Annotated in this window: 13 protein-coding genes; all 13 read right to left on the bottom strand. The window is 55.4% G+C overall.

Annotation, left to right across the window (positions count from 1 at the left end):
- On the bottom strand, window positions 1-463 hold a 463-nt coding region (locus F4Y39_04705; protein ID MYC13009.1), incomplete at its 3' end, for a mandelate racemase.
- A gap of 52 nt (window positions 464-515) precedes the next feature.
- Window positions 516-1,400 carry a carbon-nitrogen hydrolase family protein gene (locus F4Y39_04700; protein MYC13008.1) on the bottom strand — a complete coding sequence of 295 codons (885 nt, stop codon included), beginning with the start codon at window positions 1,398-1,400 and terminating at the stop codon, window positions 516-518.
- A gap of 37 nt (window positions 1,401-1,437) precedes the next feature.
- Window positions 1,438-2,403, bottom strand: a complete 966-nt coding sequence (locus F4Y39_04695; protein ID MYC13007.1) for a carbon-nitrogen hydrolase family protein — start codon at window positions 2,401-2,403, stop codon at window positions 1,438-1,440.
- Window positions 2,404-2,444: 41 nt separating this feature from the next.
- Entirely contained in the window at window positions 2,445-3,734 is a 1,290-nt protein-coding gene (locus tag F4Y39_04690) for a hypothetical protein (protein ID MYC13006.1), read from the bottom strand.
- Window positions 3,735-3,773: 39 nt separating this feature from the next.
- Window positions 3,774-4,712, bottom strand: coding sequence for a hypothetical protein (locus tag F4Y39_04685; protein ID MYC13005.1), 939 nt, complete (start codon window positions 4,710-4,712; stop codon window positions 3,774-3,776).
- A gap of 17 nt (window positions 4,713-4,729) precedes the next feature.
- Window positions 4,730-6,148 carry a hypothetical protein gene (locus tag F4Y39_04680; protein MYC13004.1) on the bottom strand — a complete coding sequence of 473 codons (1,419 nt, stop codon included), beginning with the start codon at window positions 6,146-6,148 and terminating at the stop codon, window positions 4,730-4,732.
- 159 nt (window positions 6,149-6,307) lie between these two features.
- Window positions 6,308-9,439 (bottom strand): efflux RND transporter permease subunit, encoded by a 3,132-nt coding sequence (locus F4Y39_04675; protein ID MYC13003.1) that lies wholly within the window; start codon window positions 9,437-9,439, stop codon window positions 6,308-6,310.
- Window positions 9,439-10,638 carry an efflux RND transporter periplasmic adaptor subunit gene (locus F4Y39_04670; protein ID MYC13002.1) on the bottom strand — a complete coding sequence of 400 codons (1,200 nt, stop codon included), beginning with the start codon at window positions 10,636-10,638 and terminating at the stop codon, window positions 9,439-9,441. Before F4Y39_04670 ends, F4Y39_04675 begins: the two co-directional genes overlap by 1 nt.
- Window positions 10,639-10,645: 7 nt before the next feature.
- On the bottom strand, window positions 10,646-12,007 hold the full coding sequence (locus F4Y39_04665; protein MYC13001.1) for a TolC family protein: 1,362 nt from the start codon (window positions 12,005-12,007) through the stop codon (window positions 10,646-10,648).
- A gap of 210 nt (window positions 12,008-12,217) precedes the next feature.
- Complete coding sequence (locus F4Y39_04660) at window positions 12,218-13,306, bottom strand: aldose 1-epimerase family protein (protein MYC13000.1); 1,089 nt, start codon at window positions 13,304-13,306, stop codon at window positions 12,218-12,220.
- 33 nt (window positions 13,307-13,339) lie between these two features.
- Window positions 13,340-14,146 (bottom strand): endonuclease/exonuclease/phosphatase family protein, encoded by an 807-nt coding sequence (locus F4Y39_04655; GenBank protein MYC12999.1) that lies wholly within the window; start codon window positions 14,144-14,146, stop codon window positions 13,340-13,342.
- A gap of 13 nt (window positions 14,147-14,159) precedes the next feature.
- A complete protein-coding gene (locus F4Y39_04650; GenBank protein ID MYC12998.1) occupies window positions 14,160-16,265 on the bottom strand; it encodes a hypothetical protein in 2,106 nt (701 codons plus the stop codon).
- The gene (locus F4Y39_04645) at window positions 16,262-16,501 is read right to left on the bottom strand and encodes a hypothetical protein (GenBank protein ID MYC12997.1); all 240 of its coding nucleotides are present in this window, start codon (window positions 16,499-16,501) and stop codon (window positions 16,262-16,264) included. The genes F4Y39_04650 and F4Y39_04645 overlap by 4 nt, the downstream gene beginning before the upstream one ends.
- Window positions 16,502-16,511 lie beyond the last annotated feature (10 nt).

Here is a 16,511-nt window from a genome sequence, read left to right as displayed (position 1 = left end):
GCGCGAATTGCGCAAAGTCGTCCGGCGTCGTCAAACCGCCGTTTTCGTCGCCGTGATAGGTCGAGGCATAAGCTGGCAGCTTCTTGCGCCAACCCCCGCCCAACAGTTCGTAGATCGGCGCGTCGTAGAGCTTGCCAGCGAAATCCCACAGCGCGATATCTACCGCGCCCGGCGGCGTGCCGTCCTGCCCGCGGCGCGAGCGCTTGAGGTCGTGCCAGATGATCTCGCGGTCCAGCGGGTTGCGGCCGAGCAGGTACTGCGCCGGGCGGGAATCGATGCCACCGGACGCAATGCCGCTGATGCCGACGCTGGTCTCAATGGTCAGCAAGCCGCCGCCCAGAGTCAGGCGGCCGCCCTTGCGATAGACCGTGTCGAAGCCCAATTGCTCCTCCAACTCCATATCGGCGATCTCATAGGCGAAACTCGTCGAGGTGATGCGGGTGATCTCAATATCTCGCGCCATGGTGCACTCTCCTTCGCTGTGTGTTTGGTTTTAACTTCCGCTCCACGACTACTCATCTCACGATCTGAGGTGACGCATAAAGATCGGGCCTGGCCTCGTTCGCTGTGAAGCAACCGGATGATCGCGCTTTCTCTATTAAATCTCTCGAGACCTCGGTCACGATCATGCCTTCCACTGGCGCGTGTTCGTCGATGAATTGGCCGTTCGGATCGATCGCGAAGGCGAGTCCCGGAAACCAGGCGTTGCCGCTTTTTCCCGCCTGGTTGGCGTAGAAAATGTAGAGCGCATTGTCCACGGCTCTCGCTGGCAAGACCTGGGCGGCAAGCTGTCGATGTTCGTCTGCCTGTTCGGTCTGATCGCCGTCAGGGGTGACGTTGTCAGCGCGGCCGCTTGCACCCACGGCGAGGAGGAAAAAGTCTGCGCCCTCCTGTGCGGCGGTTCGGAAGATCTCCGGAAACCTCAGGTCGTAGCAGATCCCCACGCCGAAGGTCCAGCCTTGCGATGTCACGATAGGGAGTTGGCTCCCCGGTTCGAACCAGGTCCGCTCGGTTTCATTCGGGATGTGCAGTTTGGTAAAGGTCGCGAGGTAACCGCTGGGCCCTACAATGTAGGCGCTGTTGCGATAGCGTTCGCCCGCTGGCTCGATGGTACCGACGACAAGGGTCATGTCGAGTTCGCTGCAGAGCGATTCGAGGAACGGAATTGATTTCTCGGCCGCTGCTTCTGCGATCCGCATGGACTCCTCGGGGGGAATGTCCGATTTGTTCATCGAGCCCGTGATGCACTCTTCGGGAAAGAGCGCAAATGTGGCACCTTGCCTGTGAGCCTCTCTCGACCACTCGGCAATTCGGTCGAGGTTGGTCATGGGGTCGCCCATTGCGCTGTGCATGGCGACCGATGCGATACGTGTTTTTGTGTTGTTCATGGGATATGCCATTCGACCCTCTCTCCGATGCGTGATTATTCATGTGTACTCATACGGCCGAACGAACCGAATAAATCTCCTTGAGCGAACCGACGTTCAGACGGCGGTTCTCATCGTTCTGCCGGATGTTGCGGGCGAAGAAATCGTCGAATAGTTCCAACTCAAATTCTCTCACAATGTCTATGGCCGAGCGCTTATCCGAATTGCTGTGGATCAAGGCGGTCCCGATATAGCTCGGCACGTCGATCGTGACCTCATCCTGGTATTTCTTCTCGATCAGAGGAAACTTGCCGGAGTTTCCAGTGCGTTTGACCAGCACGCGGTCCAGGTTGATCGTTGCGCACATCGTGCGTGAATAGTTGGTGTTTAGTTTCACGGGCTGGCCGAGGGGATCGATCACCCCGCCTCCGTAGAACCGAAGCGCGGTCAGATAGTAGCACTGGCATTCGTACGCCCATTGCTGCTGAAGGAATCCGCCGTGATAGGCACTGGGAAATGTGAGGATGTCCGGTTTCAGGTCCCGGTAATCGAACCGAAGTTGCTCGAATTTCTGGTCGAAACAAACCACCCCTCCAAGGCGACCGATCGCGGTGTCGAAAACTTTGGGGCCGTCACCCGAGCGCAACCCCTGTTTTCGCTCGTTATCCGTCAGGTACGTCTTGTGATAGGCACCGATCACTGAGCCATCAGGGCCGATATACACAATCGAATTGAACACGTCGTCGCCTTCGCGGAGCTTGATAGATCCAGCCACGTGGCATGACTCGGCCCTGGCGAAATCCCGGTACATTGACAAAAACGGACCCGGCTGTTCCACGGTCTCGGCCGTTTCCAGGGTCTGGCCGTATCCTTCGACCAGCTCACAGGTCAACACCAGGTCCAGATTGTATCCTTTCAATGAATTGAGGTCGTTTCGGGTCATGCGCAGTACTTTTTCCATGCTCTCGGGTTCACCCCGCTGCAAATCGGCAAATGCACTGAACTGAATCGATCCAACTCTTACGAATCGTGCCATATATCTCTCCTTTCACAATGCTAATCGTGCTGGACAGTCCATTAGAGCGCGGCGTCGCCCGCCTCCGTCCGCAAGCTGTGTCGGCCCTCTATATGCGCGTGCCAGTCCATGCCGATCTCCGGTCGCGGTCGGGTCGGTCTGGGTAGCGCATTCGCCTGCTCCGCCACGATCGCCGGCACGCCTACGTCGCTCAGCAACTGCGCCAGATACGCCATCCGCACCAGCGTCTCGCTCTGGTACAGGCTCATGCCATCGACCCCCACCGCGTACTGTTGTGCCGCCAGTGCATAGGCCGGTTGCGGCGCATAAAAACCCGTATTCTTCTCTACCCGGTTTTCGATCAGCCCTTTGGATCCCACACCGCCAATGCACAGTTTGCCGTGTCGGTGTGCCACTGCTGCGTGATAGCCGACGTGCAGGTCCAGATCCTCGCGGGTCAGAGGAAAGGGACTCAACATCAATCCGTCTATCAGATCCTCCTCGCACCAGCGCTCGCTGTCCAGTCCATAGGCCAGTATCAGCCATCGCGCGTTGTCGGGCACCCGGGCGATGATTGGGCAGCGCCGACCCAATTTGCCCTCCTGGACGCGCACCGCCTGCCGCAGTTCGGTCATAAATTCGGTCAGCACATCGGCCCGGTACTGAAACCACACCCGGTATTGTTCGAAGTCGTCCGAGTCGATTTCGCGCGGATCCACCCCCGTCTCCGCCATAAACGGCTCGACCAGCGCCGGATGGTATAGCAGCATCGGCATCTGCCGGCAGAAGTCGAGCACCAGCCCATCGACGCCGATCCTCTGGCACTCGAGCAAAATATCGATCCGCTCGCGCCGTACTTCCGCCAGCGCGTAGCACAGCCGGCTGGCGTCCTCGTTGCCCGGCTTGGTCACTTCCCTGAAGGCCGGATTGTCCAGCGCGAACCTGGACGTGACCCCTATCCAGTCCGTCCGGCCATAGTGGCGGTTCATCCCCAGGCGGCCCCACAGTTGCGCCCCACGGTCGCGGCACAGCGCCAGCGCGTGCCGCAGCGGACACACCTCGTCCATCACCTTGCGAACAAAGCTCCAGGAGATGCCGCCGACCTGGTCGCCATTTTCGCACATCCGCGTGATATGGGGCAACTCGGACCAGTAGTCCACCACCGAACGTCCCAGATTCCAAACCAGATGGTCGCAGCCCGCTTGCAGGTGCAGGTCGATGCACTCGTCCAGTGCTTCAGGTCCCGGGCACGGCTTGTCGTAGTTGGCGTAGTAGCACATCCACTCCGAGATGCCAAACACCGGTTTTTCGTTGCCGCTTGCCTCGCGCAATTCGAGTTGCTCTTGCGCCATCTAAGGTGACCTCCTGATCGGGTGTATTTATTGAAAGCATTAAGCGTACCATCGCGCGGTGCCGATGGCGTAATATTTGTGTACAAAAGGTGGTTTGGTGCGCGAAGCGTACCACAGGCGCAGGGAGCCGTCGGCCAGGCGCAAGAGCGAATGGCTGGTGGTAAAGTGCGATTCCCAGGACCGCGAAGGATCGGGACCAAAGATCGGATTGTGAGGACTTTTAGTCCAGTTGAGGCCATCTTCGCTGATGGCAAATCCGATGGAGGTTTTCATGACCTCGGGCGGATAGCTGCTATAGCTGCCGTACCACATCAGATAATAACCGTCTTCTTTGAGAACGGTTGGATAGACCAGGCGCTGGAACTCCCATTCCTGGTCTAACTCCAACACCGGCTGGGGATGGACTTGCCACTCAAAGCCGTTGTCGCTGTGGGCGGCGCGTATGGTCCAGGGGTCGGCGGTCACATCGGTGTACCACAGGCGGTAGTGGTCGTCTTCCCAAAATAGGGTGGGGGCGTAGGCGTTTTCCAATAGGGGAGGGGAGGGCGTATCCCAGCGAAGTCCGTCGTCGCTGGTCATGGCGTGCAGGGTGTGGCGCGTGTCGCCAGAGGGAAAATCGGTCGAGGAAAAAAACATACGCAGCTTGCCCGCCTCGCGCCGCAGGGAGCCGTCCGGGTGGCGTACCAGGGTGGGGGTGAGGATGGAGTGACTGCCATCGGCCAGGGTACAAACCGGGGAGGCGGGGTGTCGTGTAAAATGCAGGCCATCGTCGCTGGTGGCCAGCCCCAGAGCAAAAACCCGCAGATCTACTTCGCCGCGCGAGCCGCTGTACCACATGTAATAGCGCCCGTTTTCCAAAGCGACACAGGGAGCAAAAATGTGGGTGTCGTCAAATTGACCGGCTGCGCCCAGGGACAGACAGGGTGTATCGACGTCTCGCTCCCAGGGTTGTGGATCCAGCCATTGGTTTTTGTCCATGATCTATTTCCCTCATTTTACCTCGCCGTATAATCTCCCTCCAAAATACAGGGGAGACCATCGCGGGCCATCAGTGCAATCCGCGCCAATCCATGCTGTAAAAAACTCGGTCCCATCTGCGACTCGTACCAATCAATTCCCGATGCCCCCCTCGGCAGGTCGCCATCCATATAAATGGCCATAAGCTTCTCGGCAAGGGCCAGGCCCCCGTCCAGCCACCTGGTTTCTCCCGTCAGATCATATAAATCTGCCAACAACTCCAACCCCAATCCGGCATCCATCGCCGGTACGGCAATGTCATCCGGGAAATCGGTTTCCAGATAGCTCTTTCCAACCGCGACGGCCCACTCAAAAAGCCCTTGATGGGGCCGAATGCGATGGCCACACAGGGCAAATAGTGCGGCATAACAGGCGGGCCAGTTTCCATATACGCTGCCCCAAACCGGCATCGTTCCTTTAGCCTCGTTGGAACCCCGGTGAAAGGAATTCACATAGATACCCCGTTCCAGATCGTGGGGAGCTTTTAAAAAACCGTCGATATAAACGGCCGCCCGTTCTCTCATGCGAGTGGCCAGATCTGGTAACGCACCTGCAATCAACTCGGCGGATTCGAGCAGGCTCACCCCCAGGGAGAGCGTCTGCCCAGGCGCATTGATTCGATAAAAATCCACATCGTCCTCGGGCGACCGGCTCTCCGTCTGCAGCAGGCCCAGGTCGTCTCGTTTCTCCCACCAGTAGTCCAGCATGGTTTCGATCTGTTGTACAAAATCCGTCCGCTCTGTCTTCAAGTAGGCAAATGCCCAATCGAAAATGTAAAATCCCCCATGCCTCGGGAAATCGCAGGACCGCGTCCCCCGGGCATAGGGTCGTTTCTCATCGATATATGCATGCCGAATGTATTCCAGTGGCTCTCCTTCGGTCCAATGTCCGTTGATTCCCTCGGCAAAGCGCTCGACGCATGGCGGATTGAAGGCATACAGTTTTTCCCACAGCCAGAGCGGTGCCTGTCGCAGGTGATCGTGTGTCGTCTTACTGGGCCTTGCTTCCTCCCGCAACTGATAACTGTCTGCCACCCGATCTTCCAATAGGTGCCAGTACGCGTGTTCTCCCCAGGGGAAAATACCCGTTATTGTATCCGTACAGTGGGTTGCAAACCGCTGCAAATACCGGTCTGCCGCCTGTGCATAATCCGGGCGGTCCAGCGCCTCGGCAAGCGCGTACATCGTCTTTAGCGCCGCCTGATCGTGGATCAGGTTGCTGCCCAGGTGTGACCGGTCGCCGTCCCGCTGTCCCGCAATCCCCGGCGGCATTTTCGTCATCATCTGATGGGTCGATCGATCAATAATCGAGGGGAATAACCCCTCATAAGTCGCTCCCAATGCAATCAGAATATCCAGCGAACGGCACACCTTCTCAAGCATGGTTTCAGGGTTCATCAGCGTCCTCCGATCTAAAGAAAAGAATTATATATAGCCTTTTAGGGGTCAGGTCAAGTGGTGTAAGGCGTGGATTGAAAGGCAGAATTGTAGAGAATCCCCACTGGACAACCTATCCAGTGGGGATCTGTATCCCAATTTATTCACCATTCTGTTTTTTTAAAATCCGTCCGTCGAACGGCTCAAACTGTACCGGGCATTTGTGACGAGAGAGACAATATCCTCCAGAATCATATACAGACAGGGCACTAACAAAAGAATTATAGACGTCGCAAAAACAATACCAAATCCGAGAGAGATTGCCATGGGAATGAGATAATAAGCCTGGCGGGATGTCTCCAAAATAATCGGTGTCAAACCACCGAACGTTGTCAACGTCGTCAGAATAATAGGCTTGAAGCGCCGAAGCCCAGCAGTGTGAATCGCCTCAAAAGCCGAACTATGGGCACGCCTTTTATTTGCATAATCGATCATAATCAGTGAATCATTTACCACAACACCCGACAGGGCGATCACCCCCATCAAACTGATAAGCGACAAATCATAACCGAGCAGAATATGACCGATCACAGCGCCCACAATCCCAAACGGAATCGCCGCCATCACAATCAAGGGTTGGACATAGCTGCCAAATGCAATGGCGAGTAACATATACACAATGCCCATCGCCATGGCAAAACCGCCCCACAGCGCCTGCGTTGACTCGCGCATCTCAGCCTGCGTCCCCTGAAACGTCCAGGTTAATCCCGGATACTCAGCGCGAATTTGTGGCAACACATCGGTTTTAATCGCTTCCATAACGCGCGTCATCGCTCGCTTGGGTTCCACATCCATACTCACCGTCACCACGCGCCGACCATCTCGCCGATTAATACTTGTAAACGCTTCGCCACGCTCAATATCTACCACATCCATCAAAGGCACTTCTGTGCCATCAGGTGTACGCACAACAAATTCTTCGAGATGGCGAATATCCTTTCGCTCTGCCATCGGTAATTTCACGCGCATTTCAATTTCATTTGTACCGCGCAACTGACGCATCGCCAGTGCGCCGAAAAATGCATCGCGCAACTGACGCCCTACCTCAACCGGCGTCAATCCCAAATTTCGGCCTTCCGGACGCAACACAAAATCAAACTGCGATTTGCCTTTATTGTAATTGTCACTCACATCGTGCGTCTCTTCAAACCCTTCGGCGCGCTCTAAAAATGCCCGGCTGGCTTTGGCCAACACGTCAATATCCGAATGGCTCAAATCGACACTGATATCCTGTTGCCAACCGCCCGGCCCACTCTCGGCCTCAAACGTAATCTGACTGACACCATCAATATCCCCGATGTTATCGCGCCATAGTGAGATGATCTCTCCTGTCGTCATATCGTGTTCATCGGGCGGTTTCATCACAATTTCTACATCGATAAAACTCCCCCTGCGCACATTGGTTTTAATCCCTTCGGCCACGCGATAAAGGTTGTGCGCTTCAAACATGTGATGGGTCGATTCGGTCACATCATGTGCAACCCGCGCAGCTTGGTCCCGCGTGGTCCCCACAGGCAATCGGATACCCGCTTCAATCTCATCGGCAGAAACTTCGGGCATCATAATCATACCCATATGATCGCTGTATCCATAACCGCCCACCATCATCAGCAAAGCAATAGCAGATGCAATCGTAACGTACCGATGCCGAATGCAGACATCCAGAAACCTGCGATAGTGTTGGTCGATAAACCGATTGAAATGGCTGGCAATAGATTGTTGCCAGCGATGCGCAGTGCCATTTACCGGCGAAACAGCGCGCTTTGAAAGGTGCCCGAGATGCGCAGGCAAAATAAATAGCGCCTCCAAAAGAGACACGGCCAGCACAGTGATCACAACCGCGGGCAATGGCCACCAGAATTTTCCCGTGGTGCCGGGCATAAACAAAAGCGGCAGAAAGGCCACAATCGTAGTCAAAATGCTGAACGTAACCGGCCTGGCAATATCGCGTGTACCCGCAATGGCCGCCTGCATCGGACCCATACCTTGTTCCCGATATTCATGCACATTTTCACCCACAACAATCGCATCATCCACCACAATGCCGAGCACCACCAAAAATGCAAACATAGAAACCATATTGATGCTCACATCAATAGCAGGCAGAAACACCAGACTGCCTATGAAAGAAATGGCCATCCCCATCATCACCCAAAATGCAAGCCGAAACTCGAGGAACATCGCCAGAATAAGCAAAACAATCACAATAGCCAGCATCCCGTTTTCGATCAGCAAAAACAACCGATCTTTGTAATCCTCTGCACTGTTGCTGTCGATCCGATACTTCACACCAGGCGGCAGGGTGGTCTCAAAATCTGCCATGATATTTTTAACGGCCTCGGCAATCTCAAGTGGCGATTGATTCCCAATCCGATAGATATCCACACCAACTGTAAGCTGCCGATTAAACCGTTCGTGAAATCCGCCTTCTTCAAAGCCATCGGTGATCTTTGCCAGGTCCGCCAGTGTAACCCCACCACCTCCTTCTGAAGGGATAATCACAATACGACCATATTCATCGGCCCACTGCTTGCGCTCTTTCATGCGCAACAAAATTTCACCCGTACCCGTCTCCACAGAACCCGCAGGAATGTCTTCACTCGACGAAACAATCACGCGTGCCACATCGCGTAGTGTAAGACCGTATTCACGCAACCTGTGCTGGGGAATTTCAATATGCGTCCTGTATTCTGGCACATTGCCAAGCTCGACCTGTGTAATGGTCGGATCGCTCAGCAATCGATCCCTTAGCTGTTCGGCCAGACTTCTCAGCGTACCGATATCTACATCGCCATACAGCCCAATATCCATCACATTGCGCTGTTGTGCCCTCAGGCTGACTTCGGGTTGTTCTATATCATCGGGAAATGTCCGAATCCGATTGACTGCCTGATCAATATCCTGAAAGGCTTTCCCCCGGTTGGTGCCTGCCACCAGTTCAATGGTCACACTCCCACGCCCCTCGCGAGCCTGCGACGTCATTTCCATGATCCCCTGCACACCGCGCACAGCTTCTTCTATCGGCTGTAAAATCCCCTGCTCCACCTCCGCAGGTGCCGCACCCGGATAGCCCACGCTGACCGAGACGATATCCAGTTCATACTGCGGATAGACCTCCTTCTGGATATGAAAAGCTGTCCAGATCCCGCCCAAAATGAGGATGATCATAAACAGATTGGCCGCAATAGCATTGCGCGCCATCCAGGCAATCGGACCTCGTGTTTCTTCAAATGTATCCTGTGTCTCATTCATCACCGGGTGTCTCCCAGGGTTTTAGGATCTTCCTCTCCAACGCTTTTCACACGCAATTCTGCACCATCAGCGACTCGAGACAAATTGGTCGTAACCACCCGATCCTTATCTTGCAACCCATCCGATATATAAGCATAGTCGGCATCTTGAAAAACGATCTCAACAGACCGAATCCGCAACAGACCGTCTTTCATCACCCAGACCGTATTGCCAGCCCGGATATAATCGCGTGCCAGACGCACCACATTGGGAATTTCGTTGGCCTCAATATGCGTCTCGACAAATGCGCCAATCATCAACGGAGATAGATGATCAGATCCATCCCGATGAGCAAGCGGGTCAGAAACGGAAACCAGTACCTGCGCCATACGCGTCTTTTCTGCCAATGCACCAATGAGTCTGTGAAGAGAGCCTGTGCGATAAGCACCTTTTTTTTGGGTCACACGATTGCGAATCTGCACCAACGATCCCTTTTCTGCCTCGCTGCTGGGAAAAGAAAGCCACGGAATTTTGGAAAGCGGAACGGTCGTCACCACCCAGTATGTATCCAGACCAACCAGACGCCCGAGATTATCGCGTGGGGAAACCAGAGAACCCACATTGGCATTGCGACTTAAAATGTGCGCGTCAAAAGGCGCTTTAATGGTTGTTCTCTGCAATTCCAGTTCAGCCTGATTCACTGCCGCCTGCGCCGCTTCTACCCGTGCCCGAGCTGCATTGAGCTGAGGTTGGCGCAGCACAAGCGCCTCAAGCTCACCCGACAGCGTCTCATTCAGAATCTGATAATCTTTCTGCGCCACATTCTGCCGTCCCATCTCAATATTCAAATCAGCAGTGGCACGACGCAGATCGCTCTTTTTTTGCAAAAGTGCATTCTGATAATCTGCCGGATCAATCTGCAGCAGTACCTGACCCTTTTTGACAAACCCACCCGGCGTAAAAGTTGATGACAGCGAAAGTACCCGTCCACCGACTTGTGGACTCAAGATGATATCCTGTTCTGCTTCAACCGTCCCCGTCGCCACAATCACAGGGCGATACGTACCGCGTTGCACCTCAAACACATCGACGAGCATCGCGGTTTTCTTAGTCGCCGCAACGCGAGTCGCCGTAGGCTCCGTCATAAAAATCAGCGCAGTAATACCTGCACCCACAACCAGAATACAAAAACAAATAATCAGCGCTTTTTTGCTATCCACGTTATGCCTATCCGTTTATGTTATTACGAGCAATTTCAAAACCACCTGCGAGCGCCCGATAAAGCGCAATGCGGAATTCCAGCAAATCGAGTTTCGCAGAGATCAACCCTCGCCGGAGCCTCTGTTCGTTTGTCAGCGCGGTAAGTACGTCGAGATAATCGCTGATGCCATTTAAATACTCCAGCCTTAACTGATCATACGTCTGCCTCACCAGAGCGACCTGCGCTTCGAGACTCGCGATGCGTTCAACCTGTTTTTGTTCTTGAACCAATGCATTTTCCACTTCGGCAAATGCCGTCAAAACCGTCTGTCCATAAGCCGATAGTTGCGCGCTTTTGTTGGCTTGATTGCGCTTGATTTCTGCCCCCCGTTCACCACCATCGATAACAGGTAGCAAAAGATTGCCTATCAGATTGCCCACCCAATCTTTAAACAGACAACCGCGATCATCACCCGATGCCAATGCTGTCAGGCTCAAACGCGGATACCGATTGCTGATAGCAACCGCCACATCGCGATCCGCCGCCAGCAGCAGGTTATAAGCCCTTTTGACATCTGGACGCCGCTGAATCAACTCAACAGGCAAACCCGTATCCGGCAGAGGTGGCAGATCTGGCAAGGCGTGATGCGTATAGACAATTCCATCCTGAGGGGCATAGCCCGACAAAACAGCGAGTTGGTGTTCTAATACCTCGATTCTGGATTCTGTCGCGATTTGTTGTTCGCGTGTGGATTCGATCAATTGCCTTTGTCGCAAAATATCCACACTGCGAATCTGCCCACTGCCAAAACGCGCTCGAATCAGACTCAGCACTTGCTGATTGGTCTCGATCTGATGCTCAAAAAGTTCGTGCTGACTTTGTGCTTCTATCAACTGAAAATAAGTACGCACGACCTCTGCTGAAAGCGACAATGCCGCAGTCTGATAATCCGCCTCAGTCGCCCGCATTCGATAACGCGCGGCATCCACACCCGAACGAATTCGCCCCCACAGGTCTATTTCGTATTCGGACGTGATGCCCAAACGGATCTGCGCATTATTTTCAGAATCGGGACGTTGAACCTCACCGCGCCCGGATACTTCCAGCGTTGGAAACCGACCAGCCCCTTCGCGATCCACAACAGCCTGTGCACTTCGCAACCGATGCCACGCCGTCTCCAAATTGAAATTGGACTGCAATGCGCGATTGACCAGGCTGTCCATACGCGCATCTCCAAAAGCGGTCCACCACCGTTCAGAAGGCGCATGTGAGGCATGACTGGAAAAAGCTTTGGGAGGTTCAAAAGGAAGGGTAAGATTTGCAGACCTGGGCGAACACCCAAAAACAAACACGGCCCAGATCAAAAGAAACAAGCGAACATATAGCATGTGTAAGATAATTTCCAAATGGCCACAAACATCCGTTTCAATACAAAATGACAGCCTGTAATGTAAACCGTCACAATATAATAACCAAATAGGATTATGGGATCAAGTAACCACTTACTTATTTGCCAATTATTTTCCAGGCGGGCAGATCGGGTCTATCTTGTCCGCTTTATCGAGCTCGCCGTCGGCAACATTCTGTTTGGAGCGGCCTTACCTGGTCAAGCCCCGTTCGACCTTCTGCTCAAAATCGCGCATCTGATCCGCCCCATCTAACACGCCGATTTCCATGTTGAACTCGCGCACTTCGCCCGGTTCAATGTACTGCAAAGTCCCGTGCTTGCGGTTCCAGGCGCGACCGAGTACCGAGCAGTTGCCCGGCTCAATGCCGGTGACGTAGGTGCCCTTGTGGAAGTGCTGCCAGTGGTTGACGATGGGGATCTCGCTGCGCTTGAACTGCCAATACAATCCCAAGCCGAGCTTTTCGTTGAGCAGGCCGATGTGGACGCGTCCCCGGCGGTCGGTGTGGGGCCGATGCACGTACACATCGTCGTGGGCGCGCGGTTGCGGCTCTTTGGCCACGGTGTATTCCTCGGGACCGACGGGGCGGTCCTCGGTCCACTCGGTGCTCTCGCGGCTGTGGAGGACGAGGCGCGTTCCTTCGTCGAGGAGGGGGAAGCCGGGGTTGCAGTGATACACGAACATGAGGGGCGAACGGTCAACGGCGAGGTTTTCGATGCGGTCGCGGATGTGGATGCTTCGCTCGCCGAGCACGGTCGAAATCTCGCGCGATAGCTCTAAATTCTCGGCAAAGACCTCGGCCTGTCGCATTTGGCCGCGGATGCGCACGACGTAATCCGAGCCTTCCCAGCCCGCCTCAATGCCGACGTTCTTCGCCGGTATGTACGAGAGGCGACCGTGCAGTGGCATCTCGGCGTTTTCTTCTTCGGGATCGACTTCTGGGTGGCCGACAAAGTCGAGGCCGCAAGAGGTGACTAGCCCGCCGAACCAGCCGCGTCCCCATTTGAAGCCCTCTGGCTCGTAGAAGGCCGGTCCGACGTCTCCGGGTCCAGAGCGGAAGCACAGCGACTGGCCCTTGTAGTGGGCCGAGGCAATGTCTAGGGCGCGGCCGGGCAAGACGGAAAACCCCAGGCCCGAAGCGTTGAATACGTCGATGAGGTCGGCGCCGCGCTCGAATCCTTCACTGCGCTCGGCTCGGCGGGCGTAGATAAGCTGGCTGATGTCGCCGACGCGGTTGAGCAGTTGTCGGCGAGTGAAGTTGCGGCCGAAGAGCTTGGGCATGGGGGACCTCCTGTAGCAAATACTAATCGGTTGTTAATGATCAAGGATCTGAAATTCGACCTGAACCGGTTTATGGTCGGATGGATAAACACCGTCGATATTGTAGTCCACGACCTCATACGAGCGGACCTCAACGTCCCCTCTGAACAAAATCCAGTCGATTCCGTTGCCGCCTTCTATACTGTCTTTCAGTACGCCATCCCCGACAAATGTTCTATAGACATCGCTCCCCGGTCTTGCGTTGAAATCTGCCAACAGAAATACAGGGCGGGGCCTGGTCCACTCACCAAACCGGTCGAGCGCACGGACCCGCTCGACGATTAATCTTGCACTATTCAGCCTTGCCAGAGCCATTCCCTCGCCTGGGGCCAGATGCGTGTTGAAGACATAAAATTCCTGATTATTCTCCCAGTGCCCCCTGTAGTCCATTGGGTAGGGACTCGTTTCTCTATCTGCCGGTCTGTTGATGATCGCGAGGCGGGCCCATGTGACCATACGAGGATTGATGTCAGGGCCGCTACCGATGACTTCCGGCGTTTCCGATAGCTGAAAACTGTCCATTTCCCTGAGTCGGAATCTGTCGCGCTTGAAGAAGATGGCCATATGCTCGTCATCATCCCCTCCCTTTCGGCCTTCTCCGATGACCACGTATTCGGGCAAATGATCCATCAGATAGTCGATCTGCTCCTTCAAGCCCTCCTGGGTACCAATGATGTCAGGATTGTGTTTGCGAATCAGTGCCACTTGCATATCGCGCCGTACTTCCCAGGGTGGCTCAAACGTGGGACTGGCATATTTCAGGTTGTAAGTCATAAACTTGATCGTCTTCTCGTCGGCCATCGGATCTCCTCATTCAATTTTCGATTAGCACGGTGTCCATCGCCGGGACATCGATTGATCGGCCCGCCAGTTCTATGGACTCGGACACTGTGGTGAAGTTTGCAATGGCGATCACGTCGGTGGTGCGGGACCGAAAGCGATAGGCTCTGATCCCATCCTGGTCTATTTGCAGTCTCTCCATGCCATGGCCTATGCGGCGCGTTCCAGCACGACCCTGGCGTATGACACACGCGTAGTCGCGGACGGTTCTACCGCTCACTTCAGGACGCAGGAATACGCGATCCTGTAGTAGATTCCTCCACCGCTCGGGCGTATTTCTCTCTGAGGCATCTTCATACAGAAGCTGCTCTCCACACGTCTCGATCCCCAGACATCCCGCGATCTTGATCCAGGTCGAGCCGGTTTCAATCACCCGTGCTCGTCCGCCGACGCCTCGTATGGTGCGCCGACCGCCTTCGAAGGAGATCGGGACCCGGTTGCCGTTCAGGAAATCGTTCATGATATAGACGCCAAATCCCTCGTTGAGCGAGAGCGCGACATCCGCGACTGTCCAGTCTATCACGAGCGAAGTTTCTCCGTCTTCGAGCGCAACGACTGCGATCGATTGTCGAATGCGGCCGTCCGCGTACTCGATTGCGCCCGTGGTTGTGAAGCCTTTCTCCGATGTGTGATCGGTGTGGAAGAGCGGCGTGGGATTCAGTCGCTCGCCGTTGATTTCGAAACGTCCGATAAAGGCGTCCTGGTCCGATCCCAGCGTGTCCTCTCCGCCAGCCGGCACGACCATCCCCATCACGCTGTGTGCGAGGGATCGCCAGGCGAATGAGAAGAGGCCCTGCTTGCTGCGGCGAACCTGTAGCCATACATAGGGATAGGTCTCAGTTCCGACCTGCTCGCGTCTGAATTCCTCGACGGATATCGGCGAGACATCGGGTACGCCGGCAATCACGAGCACGCCCAGTTGCCCCATGATGCCCGTTTCGAACTGAAAGTAGCGACCACCAGCCGCGTGTGGCATTCGGGCGTTGAATCGGCCGTCTTCTGCGTCCCGCATCGACTCGTCCAGATACACGAGGTTCTGCCACAGCATATGACCTGCAAATCGGTCGCCGAATTCCTCGAACATGACGGCGTGCTGGTAGTTGATGTCGGATTCGTGGTAGGTCCAGTCCTGACCGGATGGGTAGGCCGTAAATCCGTTGTAGAGGAAGAATCGCCTCAGCACCTTCCAGGCATCGTGGACGCGGTGCAGGTAGTGGGGGGGAGGTGTCTTGCCCGTCAGTGTGAAGGCGAGGCGCCCCATCATCAGGAGGACGCCACAGGCGAGGTACCCCGGATGGAAGGAGCCGTGGTTTTCCACGGTGAGGTCGGGGTGGGACGTTTGCGTGCAGATCCAGTCTTTCAGCGGCCTACCGTCGAAGAGTCGCGTATCGACCCGATCGAGGTCGGTGGTAAAGGTGTTGATGGCGAATAGCTTGCCCCGGTAGAGCCATTCGTCCGCGTGGGAATGGTCGGGTAGGAGGCAATGCGCCCAGGCGAGAAGATAGCTGTCCCAAGCGTTTTCCTCCTCCTTCGTGTCGTGCCAGCGTCCGTCCGGGGGATCGACGCCGAGAAATCGGTCCGCTTCAAAGGCGAGTACGCGATGGACGGCTTCGAGCACGTCCGGCTCCAGTTCGTCCGCAACGTGGTTGGCTGCCATTGCGATGTCCGCGATCCAGAGGGACGATTCCCAGTCGTCGCCCCACTGACCATTCCATTCGAGCGGTTCTGTCCGTCGCGATCCGCTCAGGTGATGCGCGCAGATCCAGCGGAGACATCGGTTTAATCGGTCGAGCAGGATGGGTTTCTCGATTCCGGCGAGCGACGGATCGAAGAACGCGCTTTGATGGAGGGCTGCGTACCCTCGAAGTTCATCGCCCAGGGATCGGATGATCATTTCGTTGATCGGTCCGCCCGGGGGTTGAAACGCGTTCTCATCGAGGGAGCCGAAGTAGCCGTGTTTCTCGTCCTCATCGACCCAGTACTGCTCGATGTATGGCACGTGCCGACACATCAGGTGAACGAGGTCGGCCTCGGATGGAAAAGTCGGCGCGCTCGTGTCGAGTGGGGGATAGTCGATCATGCGGACGCTCCCGACTCTACGGTTTCGTGTGGTTCGTCGCAGCGGAAAACGACGAGTTTGCCGCTGTCGATGCGGTTTTTCACATCTCGCACGAATTCGCGGGCGAGGTTGGTGTCGTAGAGTACCAGGGCGCCCGGTGACTGTGTGTGGGTTTGGAGGCGCTCCGATTTTTCGCTCCAGGTCGATTGAAGCGCGTCGGATGCATCTCCTTCTGCGATAAGTATGACGTATGCCATGTGATCTTTC

The sequence above is a fragment of the Gemmatimonadota bacterium genome, assembly GCA_009838845.1.
Taxonomy (GTDB): domain Bacteria; phylum Latescibacterota; class UBA2968; order UBA2968; family UBA2968; genus VXRD01.
This window is presented reverse-complemented; position numbering and strand designations above follow the sequence as displayed.

Bases quoted from the DNA above. Each gene is read 5' to 3' on its own strand.
- F4Y39_04700 (MYC13008.1), bottom strand. From the start codon at position 1,400: ATGGCATATCCCATGAACAACACAAAAACACGTATCGCATCGGTCGCC.
- F4Y39_04695 (MYC13007.1), bottom strand. From the start codon at position 2,403: ATGGCACGATTCGTAAGAGTTGGATCGATTCAGTTCAGTGCATTTGCC.
- F4Y39_04690 (MYC13006.1), bottom strand. From the start codon at position 3,734: ATGGCGCAAGAGCAACTCGAATTGCGCGAGGCAAGCGGCAACGAAAAA.
- F4Y39_04685 (MYC13005.1), bottom strand. From the start codon at position 4,712: ATGGACAAAAACCAATGGCTGGATCCACAACCCTGGGAGCGAGACGTC.
- F4Y39_04680 (MYC13004.1), bottom strand. From the start codon at position 6,148: ATGAACCCTGAAACCATGCTTGAGAAGGTGTGCCGTTCGCTGGATATT.
- F4Y39_04675 (MYC13003.1), bottom strand. From the start codon at position 9,439: ATGAATGAGACACAGGATACATTTGAAGAAACACGAGGTCCGATTGCC.
- F4Y39_04665 (MYC13001.1), bottom strand. From the start codon at position 12,007: ATGCTATATGTTCGCTTGTTTCTTTTGATCTGGGCCGTGTTTGTTTTT.
- F4Y39_04660 (MYC13000.1), bottom strand. From the start codon at position 13,306: ATGCCCAAGCTCTTCGGCCGCAACTTCACTCGCCGACAACTGCTCAAC.
- F4Y39_04655 (MYC12999.1), bottom strand. From the start codon at position 14,146: ATGGCCGACGAGAAGACGATCAAGTTTATGACTTACAACCTGAAATAT.
- F4Y39_04650 (MYC12998.1), bottom strand. From the start codon at position 16,265: ATGATCGACTATCCCCCACTCGACACGAGCGCGCCGACTTTTCCATCC.
- F4Y39_04645 (MYC12997.1), bottom strand. From the start codon at position 16,501: ATGGCATACGTCATACTTATCGCAGAAGGAGATGCATCCGACGCGCTT.